The 11,759-nt window shown below is 65.9% G+C and carries 8 protein-coding genes; 5 read left to right on the top strand and 3 right to left on the bottom strand.

The features are described from left to right. Positions 1 to 10: 10 nt before the first annotated feature. The gene (locus AL3_RS03180; protein WP_066296493.1) at positions 11 to 697 is read left to right on the top strand and encodes an HAD-IA family hydrolase; all 687 of its coding nucleotides are present in this window, start codon (positions 11 to 13) and stop codon (positions 695 to 697) included. A gap of 9 nt (positions 698 to 706) precedes the next feature. On the opposite strand, the gene AL3_RS03175 is transcribed toward AL3_RS03180, so the two are convergent. Together AL3_RS03175 and AL3_RS03170 are read right to left on the bottom strand one after the other, a co-directional pair. Further along, positions 707 to 3,070, bottom strand: a complete 2,364-nt coding sequence (locus tag AL3_RS03175; protein ID WP_066296486.1) for a DEAD/DEAH box helicase — start codon at positions 3,068 to 3,070, stop codon at positions 707 to 709. A 72-nt stretch (positions 3,071 to 3,142) separates the two neighbouring features. After that, a complete protein-coding gene (locus AL3_RS03170) occupies positions 3,143 to 3,793 on the bottom strand; it encodes a GNAT family N-acetyltransferase (protein WP_066296477.1) in 651 nt (216 codons plus the stop codon). Positions 3,794 to 3,875: 82 nt separating this feature from the next. Between AL3_RS03170 and trhO the strand changes: the two genes are divergently transcribed. Continuing rightward, positions 3,876 to 4,769: an oxygen-dependent tRNA uridine(34) hydroxylase TrhO gene (gene trhO / locus AL3_RS03165; RefSeq protein ID WP_066296474.1), complete on the top strand. Its 894-nt coding sequence runs from the start codon at positions 3,876 to 3,878 to the stop codon at positions 4,767 to 4,769. Here the strand turns inward: trhO and AL3_RS03160 are convergent. After that, the gene (locus AL3_RS03160; protein WP_066296471.1) at positions 4,766 to 5,368 is read right to left on the bottom strand and encodes a TetR/AcrR family transcriptional regulator; all 603 of its coding nucleotides are present in this window, start codon (positions 5,366 to 5,368) and stop codon (positions 4,766 to 4,768) included. The genes trhO and AL3_RS03160 overlap by 4 nt on opposite strands. Positions 5,369 to 5,573: 205 nt before the next feature. Between AL3_RS03160 and AL3_RS03155 the strand changes: the two genes are divergently transcribed. From AL3_RS03155 to topA, 3 genes are all read left to right on the top strand, one after another. Then, the gene (locus AL3_RS03155) at positions 5,574 to 6,968 is read left to right on the top strand and encodes an MDR family MFS transporter (protein WP_246168401.1); all 1,395 of its coding nucleotides are present in this window, start codon (positions 5,574 to 5,576) and stop codon (positions 6,966 to 6,968) included. 128 nt (positions 6,969 to 7,096) lie between these two features. Next, entirely contained in the window at positions 7,097 to 8,824 is a 1,728-nt protein-coding gene (locus AL3_RS03150) for a DUF7059 domain-containing protein (protein WP_066296467.1), read from the top strand. A 157-nt stretch (positions 8,825 to 8,981) separates the two neighbouring features. Then, positions 8,982 to 11,699: a type I DNA topoisomerase gene (gene topA, locus AL3_RS03145; RefSeq protein WP_066296464.1), complete on the top strand. Its 2,718-nt coding sequence runs from the start codon at positions 8,982 to 8,984 to the stop codon at positions 11,697 to 11,699. Positions 11,700 to 11,759 lie beyond the last annotated feature (60 nt).

Here is an 11,759-nt window from a genome sequence, read left to right as displayed (position 1 = left end):
GAAGGAATCCATGACTTTTGATGCTGCTGCACCTGCCCTGGACGATTCAGCGAAGATGTTCGACGTCGACGCCGTCCTCTTTGACCTCGACGGAACGCTTATTGACTCCACTGTCGCCACCGAACGTGCCTGGACCCTCTGGGGTGAACGGATGGGGATTGCCGGGTACCGGCATACGGCCCACGGCCTGACGGCCCAGTCCCTGGTCAATGAGCTGGTGGACGCACCCCGGCGGGCGGAAGCGCTCGCACTGATCGCCCGGCTGGAAATCGAAGACACCCGCGGAATCCGGCAGAAAGAGGGCACCGCGGAACTCCTGGCCGCCCTTCCGCCGCAGAACTGGACCATCGTGACCTCCTGCACCCGGGAGCTGGCCCGCGCCCGGATGGCAGCCGCCGGACTGGACTGGCCGCAGCACATCGTGACCGCGGACCAGGTCACCACGGGGAAACCCTCGCCCGAGGGATATCTGCTGGCCGCCGAACGGCTGGGAACGGACATCCGGCGGTGCCTGGTGGTCGAAGACGCTCCGGCCGGCCTGAGCGCCGGCCGGTCGGCAAACGCGCAGACCCTGGGTGTCACCGGAACCTACGGTGCGGAGGAACTCGACGCCGACGTCGTGGTGGCCTCCCTCAGCCAGCTCACGGTGTCCCGGCAGCCGGGGGAAGCACTCCTGATTGGCGTCCGGGCCCGGTAACAGGAGGAGCTAGCGTCCCGGCCCGGCAGGGACGGTCTCTTCGGCGGCAGCCGGATCCGGAGCATTGGCCAGCAGCACCTCGATCAGGGTGACCGCGCCCTTTTTATCCAGCGGGTTGTTCTTATTGCCGCACTTGGGCGACTGCACACAGGACGGGCAGCCGCCGTCGCACTCGCAGGCCCGGATGGCGTCCCGGGTGGCCGTCAGCCACACGGTCGCGGCCTCGTAGGCGCGTTCGGCGAACCCGGCACCGCCGGGATGGCCGTCATACACAAAAATGGTCGGCTTGCCGGTGTCAGCGTGCAGGGCCGTGGACACCCCGCCGATATCCCAGCGGTCCGAGGTCGCCACCAGCGGCAGCATCCCGATCGAGGCGTGCTCAGCGGCGTGCAGCGACCCCGGGAAATCCGCCGCCGCCAGCCCTGCCCCGAGGAGCAGCTCCTCGTCGATGATGAACCACACAGCCTTGGTGAAAAGCTCCTTGGCTTCCAGCTCCAGGGGTTCCTCGCCGAGGATCTCATTCGAGACCAGGGCCTTGCGCTGGAAGGACACCACCTGGGTGGTCACCTTCACCGTGCCGAAGCAAGCCGTCACCTCACCCCACTGCGACGTGCGTTCAGTTTCCATCACCTCAATCTGGGTGATGTCCCGGGCCTGGGTGTAGAACTCGGGGTTGCCGCGGGTCACCATGGCGCAGTGGTCGGCCTCGTTCAGCTCATCCACCACGAAGCTCTGGCCCTGATGGACGTACACCGCCCCGGTATGGGCCTGGTACTGGCTCTGCGCGGCATCCATGGTGCCCAGCAGGGTTCCGGTGGCCGATTCCACGATGTTGATCGGGCCGCCTCCGCTGGCCCGCAGGTTCACCATCGATGCAGCGCTCTCGGCATGGGTCCAGAACCAGCCGGCCGGGCGGCGCCGCAGGTACCCCTGCGCCACCAGCTGCTCCAGCAGCCCGGCGGCAGTGGGGCCGAACAGCTCCCGCTCGTCCGGGGTCAGCGGCAGCTCCGCAGCCGCTGCACACAGATGCGGACCCAGCACATACGGGTTCGACGGGTCGAACACCGTGGCTTCCACCGAAATGTCGAAGATCGCCTCCGGATGGTGCACCAGATAGGTATCCAGCGGATCGTCGCTGGCCACAAATGCAGCCAGGGCATCCTGCCCCGAGCGGCCGGCCCGGCCGATCTGCTGGAACAGGGAAGCACGGGTTCCGGGCCAGCCTGCCACGAGGACGGCGTCGAGCCCGGAAATATCGATCCCCAGCTCCAGGGCTGAGGTGCTGGCAATCCCCAGCAGCTGCCCGCTGCGCAGCTGGTTCTCCAGCTCCCGGCGCTCCTCCGGAAGGTACCCGGAACGGTAGGCCGCCACCCGGCCCGGCAGCGAGGGATGGACTTCCTCCAGCAGGCGCCGGCTGATGGTCGCAATCGCCTCCGCACCGCGCCGGGACTTAATGAAGGCGATCGTGCGGACCTGGGCTGCCACGAGGTTGGCCAGCAGGTCCGAGGTTTCGGCGATTACCGTGCGCCGCTCGCGGGCCCCGTTTTCGCCCTTCAGCTCGGTCAGCTGCGGCTCCCAGAGGGCAACCGTGGTGGCACCGTGCGGGGAATAGTCGCGGGTGAAGGCCTGGACCTCTCCGCCGATCAGCCGGCCGAAGGACTGCGCCGGGTCAGCTGACGTGGCCGATGCGCCGATGAAAACCGGATCGGCTCCGTAATAGGCGCAGATCCGCCGGAGCCGGCGCATCAGGTTGGCCACGTTAGAACCAAAAACGCCCCGGTAGCTGTGGGCCTCGTCGATGATGACGTACTTCAGCCGGCGGAAGAACCGGGCCCACCACGCATGGTTGGGGAGCACCCCGAAGTGCAGCATGTCCGGATTCGCCAGCACCAGGTTGGCGTGGTCACGGATCCAGCGGCGGGCACCTTGGTCGGTGTCGCCGTCGTACGTTTCCGCCCGCAGTGTTGGCAGCTGCAGTGATTTCAGGGCGGAGAGCTGGTCCGCGGCGAGCGCCTTGGTGGGGGAGAGATACAGGGCCACCGAGCCGGTGGGTTCCAGGCTGATCCGGTCGTCCAGGGCGGTGCGGTGGATCTCGTCCAGCACCGGCAGCTGGTAGGCCAGCGACTTGCCGGACGCCGTTCCGGTGGAAATGATCGTGTGCCGGCCTGCGCGGGCTGACTCGGCGGCTTCGGCCTGATGCCGCCATGGGGCGTGGACGCCCAGGCGCTCGTACGCGGCCAGCAGATCAGGGTGGACCCAGTCAGGCCACGGCACCGTCTCCGCCTGCCGGGCCGGAATGGAATGGATGTGGACCAGCTGCTCCGGGTCTGCGCCGCCGCCGAGCAGCGGGATCAGGGAATCATGTAAGGCCACGCCGCCATTGTCCCACCGGCGCCCCCGCGGACTGCACACAGAACCGGCTGGCTCCGCGGCTGGCGAAATCCGTCAGAGCCGCGGTTCGAAAATCATCACGCTGGCCAGCGATTCCCAGCCCAGGTAGCGGTACAGTTCCAGCCCGGATTCGGGCGAAATCAGCAGACCCGTCTCGGCGTCGTGCTCCAAGGCCACCGCCGTCAGCGCCCGCATGACGTAACTGCCCAGCCCGCGGCGGCGGAAGGACGGTTCGGTGGAGATCTTGTCGTACACCGCGTAACCGTCCACCACGGCCACATGCCCGCGGGCGGCCGGTTCGCCGTCCATCGTAACGAGCACCGATCCCACCGTCCCGGACCTGATCGTCTCGGAATCGAAGCCGTCCGGCGGGATGGGGTCCTCGATGTCCTGGCCCTCCATGTCCAGGACCATAAAGACCTCGTCCGTGGAGCGGACGGAGAGTCCGTACACGTTCGCCGCACCGTGCAGCTCACCAACCCGCGAAGTGACGATGGTGAACAGGCGGCTGGCACCCTGCCGGGCCGAGGTGGCCAGTGCGGCAAACTCGTCATGGGAGGGCTCGAGGGCGAAGTACTCCCAGTCATTGGTTTTATCGTGCAGGAAGGCCGCCGGGAACCGACCCTCGTGGCGCATCTGGTACCCGCGGGCGCGGGCCCAGCCGGTAACCCAGGTTTCGAGGAGATCGTCGGTTAGTGCGTTCATGAATGAACACTAGCCCGGGAGCCGGACCCGCGGCAGGGCTGATCCCTAAATCGGATTTCCCCCGCCGGTCTACCCTTAAAGGGTGGCTCTGAACCGAATTGCTCTTTATTACGCCTTTACCCCGCTTGCCGACCCGGACGCGATTCGCCTCTGGCAGCGCGCCCTGTGCGAAAAGCTCGGCCTGCGTGGACGCATCCTCATCTCCCCTGACGGCATCAACGGAACGGTCGGCGGTGAACTCAGCGCGGTGAAGGCCTACGTCAAGGCCACCCGGGAGTACCCCGCGTTCAAGAAGATGGACATCAAGTACTCGGAGGGTTCCGCCGAGGATTTCCCGCGCCTGAGCGTGAAGGTCCGCCCGGAAATCGTCAGCTTTGGCGCTCCCGGAGAGCTGAAGGTCGATGAGAACGGCGTGGTCGGCGGCGGCACGCACCTGCGCCCCGAAGAACTGCATGAACTCGTGGAGAAGAAGAAGTCCGAGGGCGAGGAGATCGTCTTTTTCGACGGACGCAACGCTTTCGAAGCGCAGATCGGCCGGTTCAAGGGTGCCGTGGTCCCGGACGTCTCCACCACCCACGACTTCATCGCTGAGCTGGAATCCGGGAAGTACGACGCCCTGAAGGACAAGCCGGTTGTCACCTACTGCACCGGCGGCGTCCGCTGCGAAGTGCTCTCCGCGCTGATGGTGGACCGTGGTTTCCAGGAGGTGTACCAGATGCAGGGCGGGATCGTCCGGTATGGCGAGACCTACGGCGATCAGGGCCTGTGGGAGGGCTCCCTCTACGTCTTCGACAAGCGGATGCACATGGAATTCACGGACGACGCCGCCGTGATCGGCAGGTGCGTCCGCTGCGAAGCCCCAACGAGCAAGTTCGAAAACTGCTCCAACCTGGCCTGCCGCGAACTCACCCTCTACTGCTCCGATTGCGCTGCCGATCCCTCGACGCTGCGCTGTCCGGAAGGATGCGCTGCCTAGCCCTGGGCTCCGGCCGCAGGGGAGACGATCTCACCGAGGTTGGTGACGGCTTTTTCGAACAGGGCTGCCGGATCGCATCCGTGAACGGAGTTCTCCTCCTGGGCGAAGCACTGCCAGGCCACCCGCCACGTGCAGGCGATGAGTTCCGCCACCAGCAGGGCCGGCATCTGGTCCAGGAGTTTCCGCTCGACCAGTGAATCGCTCAGGGCCGTGACCATCTGCAGTTCCTGCCGGGCCACTCCCTGCAGCAGCCCGGGCTCGCTCAGGATCAGGCGCGAGATCCGCAGGAACTCATACTGCTCAACCTCGTAGGCGAAGTGCCTCCGGCACACGTCAATCAGTTCGTGGAGGATCTGGGCGGACGTCAGGGCGGGGTGGAGCGGGTGTGTCACCAGCGCCTGGACCAATTCGCCCTGCCCTGGCATCGCCGCAGATTCCTTGGAGTCGAAGTAGCGGAAGAAGGTGCGCTCCGAGATACCTGCCTGCTCGGCGATCCGTGCCACTGTGGTGGCCTCGAATCCTGCGGTTTCCAGCAGATCCAGAGTCGCGCGCTGGATGTCGCGGCGGGTCTCCGCCTTGCGTTCTTCGCGTATTCCCACGCCGAGCCTTCCTCCCGCATTTCCCGCTGCCGGCCTTCCGGGCGGGCAACATATTTTCTGTCACAGTATGCCACGTTTGCACAAAAATACTGTCAGTGTGTGACACAATTTACGAGTTCCACCCAACCAGGAAGAGGAAGATTTGAGTCACGACAGCCCCATAACTGCAGCAGGGGAAAGGCCGGCAGCCGCCGCGCCGCCGGCATTGCCCACTAAACAACTGACGGGAATCATCGGTGCGCTGGCCCTGGCGGCCTTCCTGATGATCCTGAACGAAACTGTGCTGTCCGTCGCGCTGCCGTCGATCATGGTCGATCTGGGGGTTTCAGCGGCAGCCGGCCAGTGGCTGACCACCGGCTTCCTGCTGACCATGTCCATCGTCATTCCCACCACGGGCTTCCTGCTCCAGCGGTTCACCACGCGCAGCCTGTTCGTCTTTGCGCTGCTCAGCTTCCTGGCCGGCACCCTGCTGGCGATTTTCGCACCGAACTTTGTTTTCCTGCTGATCGCCCGGATTATCCAGGCCGTCGGCACCGCAATCGTCCTGCCCCTGCTGATGACCACCACACTGACACTGGTTCCTCTCCGCAAGCGCGGCGCGATCATGGGGCTGAACTCGATCGTGATCTCCGTGGGTCCGGCCATCGGGCCGACCGTATCCGGTGTGATCGTCAATACCTTCAGCTGGCACTACATCTTTGTGCTGATGATGCCGCTTGCCGTGCTCATCCTCATCTTCGGCATTATCTTCATTAAGATCCCGTCCAGCACCCGCAAAATCCCGGTGGACGTGCTCTCCGTGATTCTCTCCGCGGTTGCCTTCGGTTTCCTGGTGTACGCGATCTCCAGTGTTGAGCACGCCAGCGAGAACCCGGTGGTGACCATCGCCTCCTTCGTGGTTGGCCTGGCCGGTCTTGCCCTGTTCATTCGGCGGCAGATCCGCCTCACCCGTACCGGCCGTGAACTCCTGAACCTCACGCCGTTCAAGCACCGCACCTTTACCTTCAGCGTGATCATGATCATGATCGCCATGGGCACCCTGCTGGGCACCGTGGTCCTGCTGCCGATCATTCTTCAGACCGGCAACGGGCTGAGCACCCTGAGCATTGGACTGATGCTCCTGCCCGGCGGCCTGGTGCAGGCCGTCGTCGCTCCGATCTTCGGCCGCGTCTACGACCGCTTCGGCCCCCGGCCCGTCCTGATTCCCGGTGCTGCCATGCTGGCGCTTGGCCAGTGGCTTTTCGTCACCGTAAATACGGATACCGAACTGTGGATGTTCATGGTCAGCCATATTGTCTTCAGCATTGGTCTGGCCCTGCTGATGACCGGCCTGCTGGCTTCCGCCATGGCATCCCTCGAACCGCGCCTCTATGGCCACGGATCCGCCATCTTCAACACCGGCCAGCAGCTGGGCGGTGCCATCGGAACCACGATCTTCGTGACCGTTATGTCCCTGCTGTCGGCCGGAAAGCTGGAGGCCGGGTCGGACCTGGCGACGGCTCTGTTCTCCGGAGCGCATGTGTCCTTCCTGATCGGCGCCATCCTGGCCACCCTCGGCCTGGTGCTCGCACCGTTCATTAAGGTCTCGAAGCAGCACTGACCACCCTCCTGCCCGCAGGAAAGATACGGCCCGCATGGACATCCATGCGGGCCGTACCTGTTCGGGCAGCCCCCGGGGAGCCCTGGGTTCGTGCCGGGAGGACACGCGGCGGAACCTAGACTGGAGCGGTGACTGACTTTTCCCGGATCCCGGGTGCTCCGCAGAGCTCGAACCTTCCGCTGCTGTCCGGCCTTGCCGCTGACCTGCAGGACGCCGGTTACACGGTGGACGGAGTCGCCGCCTTCCTGGGAGAGGAAGCCAGCGCCGCGCTGGGCCGGGAGCAGGTGGTTCCGGCGCTGCTGGTCTGCCGCGCTGCCGCCGAAGCCGGGACCCCGGCACCCGTGGCTGCCGCAGTGCTGCTGTGGCTGGCCGGGGAATCCGTGGCCCCGGCCCGGCTGGATGCCGCGTTCCCCCGAACCGGCGCCGCCGGTCTGCTGGAGCTGGGGCTGGCCGAAGGTGATCCGGAGACTCCGGAACTGCTGCGGGCCGCCGTTGACCTGCGGCCCTACGCTTTTGACGGCGCGGTGAACGACGGCGCTGCCTCCACAACGGACGGCGGCGCCGAGGCGGGCGCTGATTCGGGGAACGGCGACGGCGGCCCCACGGCCGGCGTCCAGCTCTGGGTGGCCAGCGATCTCGGGGCGCACCAGCGGCCCGGGGTCCTGCCGCATGACCATGTCCTGGGGATCGGGCAGGCGTCCCTGTCCCTGGCCCAGCTGACCGTCCGCCGGCCGGTGGAGCGCGCCCTGGACCTGGGAACCGGCTGCGGTATCCAGGCCTTCCACCTGCTGGGCCATGCCGGGCACGTCACCGCAACTGATATTTCCGGGCGGGCGCTGGGAATCACCCGCTTTAATCTGCTCCTGAATGCCGGCGCGCTCGGAATCGATCCGGCCTTCCCGGAACGCCGCATCGACCTGCGGCTGGGCAGCATGCTGGAACCGGTGGCGGGGGAGCGGTTTAACCTGGTGGTCTCCAACCCGCCGTTCGTGATCACGCCGCGCCCGCTGGAAGAAACCGCCGAAGAACGCTTCACCTACCGGGACGGAGGACTGGCCGGCGACGGCATTGTCGAAGGACTGTTCCGGAACCTGGAGTCAGTCCTGGCGCCCGGCGGCACGGCCCAGATGCTCGGCAACTGGGAAATCCAGGAAACAGTGCCTGCCCAGGACCAGGGGCAGGATCAGGAAACGAACGAAACCCAGAGCGGATGGCATGCACGGCTGCGCTCCTGGCTTCCGGACACCATGGATGCGTGGGTTATCCAGCGGGAGACCCTCAGCCCGGCGGAATATGCCGAAATGTGGCTGCGGGATGCGGCGGAGAACCGCGACAAGAACGAATACGCCGCCTCCTACGCCGCCTACCTTGAGGACTTTGCCTCCCGGGGCACCACCGCCGTCGGCTTCGGCATGGTCTGGATGCGCCGCCGGACGGATCCGGCTGCCGCCCCGCTGCGCCGCTTCGAGGAAATCACCCACCAGCTCGAGTCGCCGATTGGCCCGCACCTGGGCGCCGCCGTCGACCTCTTTGACTGGGCGGCGGACCATCCTGACCTTGCCGGGGAACACCTGGTGGCTGCCGGGGACGTCACGGAGGAACGCCATCAACGTCCCGGCGCTGAGCATCCCGGCGTCATCCTGCTGCGGCAGGGAGCCGGCCTGCGGCGGACCAACCTGATGAGCACCGAGCTCACCGGATTCGTCTCTGCCTGCGACGGCGACCTGCCCGCCGGGGCGATCATTGCGGCCCTCGGTGCGCTGCTTGGACGGGAGGATCCGGAATTCGCCGCGGGACTCTCGGCGGAAGTGCGCAATCTCATCCTGGACGGATTCCTGCTGCCCGCACAGCCTTAACAGCACCGCACGGAATTGGGGGTGCGTCGGCGGGCCTGACCGGTTGAGGTTACCCTTGTGCTTGGGAAAACCCCATACTGTCTTAGGATGAGCAGGCCAGCGGTCCTTTCCGGGCCTCCCTCATTTTCATTTGATCTACCCCGTACGTAGGAGAACAGTGCCAGTTAAGGCAACGGACAAGTCGGCCGGCAAAAAGAAGAAGTTGGTAATTGTCGAGTCCCCGGCCAAGGGCAAGACCATCGCCGGGTACCTCGGCGAGGGGTTCGAAGTGACGGCCTCCATGGGGCATATCCGCGACCTTCCCCAGCCCTCGGACCTTCCTGCGGAGCTGAAGAAGAGCTCGCTGGGCAAGTTCGCCGTCGACGTCGAGAAGGACTTCGAGCCCTATTACGTCGTCTCCGCCGACAAAAAGAAGAAGGTCGCCGAGCTCAAGGCTGCGCTCAAAGACGCCGACGAACTTTACCTCGCAACTGACGGTGACCGCGAAGGCGAAGCCATCGCGTGGCACCTGCTCCAGGTCCTGAAACCGAAGGTTCCCGTCCACCGCCTGACCTTCCCCGAAATCACCAAGGAAGCCATCCAGCGCGCGCTGCTGGAAATGCGGGACATCGACATCTCCATGGTCGACGCGCAGGAAACCCGCCGCATCCTGGACCGCCTGTACGGCTATGAGATCTCCCCGGTGCTCTGGCGCAAGGTCGCCCGGGGGCTGTCCGCCGGCCGCGTCCAGTCCGTTGCCACCCGTCTGGTGGTGGAACGCGAACGCGAACGCATGGCCTTCCGCTCCGCGTCCTACTGGGACCTGCTGGGCACCTTCGCCACCGCGTCCTCGGAGACCTTCAAAGCCCGCCTGACCTCGGTCGACGGCGCCCGGATCGCCACCGGCAAGGACTTCACCGACCGCGGTGAGCTCAAGTCAAAGACCGTCACCCACCTGGACGAGGCAGCCGCCGTTTCGCTGGCCGCCGGCCTGGAATCGGCGTCGTTCTCTGTCCGTTCGCTGGAGACCAAGCCCTACACCCGCCGTCCGGCAGCGCCGTTCACCACCTCCACGCTGCAGCAGGAAGCCAGCCGCAAGCTGCGTTTCTCCTCCCGCGTGACCATGCAGGTGGCGCAGCGGCTGTATGAAAACGGCTACATCACCTATATGCGTACCGACTCCTCCTCGCTGTCGGACCAGGCCATCAACGCTGCACGCCGCCAGGCTTCGGAGCTTTACGGGCCCGAATACGTGCCCGAGTCCCGCCGCGTATACAAGGGCAAATCCAAGAACGCGCAGGAAGCCCACGAGGCCATCCGCCCCGCCGGTGACTCCTTCCGCACCCCGGCACAGGTGGCGTCCTCGCTGCGCGGCGACGAGTTCAAGCTCTACGAACTGATCTGGAAGCGCACCGTCGCCTCCCAGATGGCGGATGCCAAGGGCTCGACGGCGTCAGTCAAGCTGGGTGCCGTGTCCGCTGACGGGCGCGACGCCGAGTTCTCGGCCTCCGGAACGGTTATCACCTTCCGCGGTTTCATGGCTGCATATGAAGAAGGCCATGACGCTTCCCGGGAAGACGAGGAAGGCGCCGGAGACAGCCGCCTGCCGATCCTGAAGAAGGACGATCCGCTCAAGGCAGCGGAGCTCGCCGCCGCCGGCCACGAGACCTCGCCGCCGCCGCGCTTCACCGAAGCCTCGCTGGTCAAAATGCTCGAAGAGCTCGGCATCGGCCGGCCGTCCACCTATGCGGCGACCATCTCCACCATCATGGACCGCGGTTACGTGACCAGCCGCGGCCAGGCCCTGGTCCCGAGCTGGATCGCGTTCTCCGTGGTGCGCCTGCTGGAGGAGCATTTCACCGACTACGTGGACTACGACTTCACGGCCGAGCTTGAAGAAGACCTGGACCGGATCGCCCGCGGCGAAGCCAGCCGGGTGGAATGGCTGAACCGGTTCTACTACGGCGACCGCGTTGAGACCGGCCTCCACACCATCGTTAACGATCTCGGCGAGATCGACGCCCGCGCGGTGAACTCGATCGAGATCGCCGACGGCATTGTGCTGCGCGTGGGCAAGTTCGGCCCGTATCTGGAACGCCCGCTGCCCGCGGACGCTCCCGAAGGCACCGAGCCGGACCGCGCCAACGTGCCCGAGGACCTGGCACCGGATGAGCTGACCGCCGAAAAGGCGGTCGAACTCATGAACAGTGCCGGCCCCGAGGAACGTGTTCTCGGCGAGGACCCGGAAACCGGGCGCACCATCGTGGCCCGCAACGGCCGCTATGGTCCCTACGTCATCGAACTGATCCCCGAGCCCACGGCCGAGGAACTGGCCAACCAGCCGGTGGAGTACTACAAGAACGGGAAGCCCAAGCCCCCGAAGAAGCCGGTCAAGGTCAAGCCGCGCACCGGTTCGCTCTTCAAGTCCATGAGCGTGGAGACAGTCACCCTGGAGGAGGCCCTGAAGCTGATGCGCCTGCCGCGCGTGCTGGGCACCGACGCTGAGGGCAACGAGATCACCGTGCAGAACGGCCGGTTTGGCCCGTACCTGAAGAAGGGCACGGACTCCCGCTCGATCGGCTCGGAGGAGGAGATCTTCACGATCACCCTGGAGCAGGCGCTGGAGATCTACTCGCAGCCCAAGCAGCGCGGCGGACGCCAGGCTGCTGCTCCGCTGGCGGAGTTCGGCACCGACCCCGTGTCGGAGAAGCCCATTGTGGTGAAGGACGGCCGCTTCGGCCCGTACATCACCGACGGCATCACGAACATCACGGTTCCGCGCTCCACCGCGATCGAGGAACTCACGCGTGAACAGGCCGTGGAACTGCTGGCCGAGAAGCGCGAGAAGGGGCCGGCCAAAAAGCCTGTCCGTAAGCGCGCTACGGCGAAGAAGTAGGCCGATGCCGGCTGCCGGGCGTTTGCTCCGGGTCCCTGCACGGGGCCCGGAACAGGCGCG

This window comes from Arthrobacter luteolus NBRC 107841, assembly GCF_001552075.1.
GTDB classification, from domain to species: Bacteria; Actinomycetota; Actinomycetes; order Actinomycetales; family Micrococcaceae; genus Arthrobacter_B; species Arthrobacter_B luteolus.
This window is presented reverse-complemented; position numbering and strand designations above follow the sequence as displayed.

Bases quoted from the DNA above. Each gene is read 5' to 3' on its own strand.
- AL3_RS03180 (WP_066296493.1), top strand. From the start codon at position 11: ATGACTTTTGATGCTGCTGCACCTGCCCTGGACGATTCAGCGAAGATG.
- AL3_RS03170 (WP_066296477.1), bottom strand. From the start codon at position 3,793: ATGAACGCACTAACCGACGATCTCCTCGAAACCTGGGTTACCGGCTGG.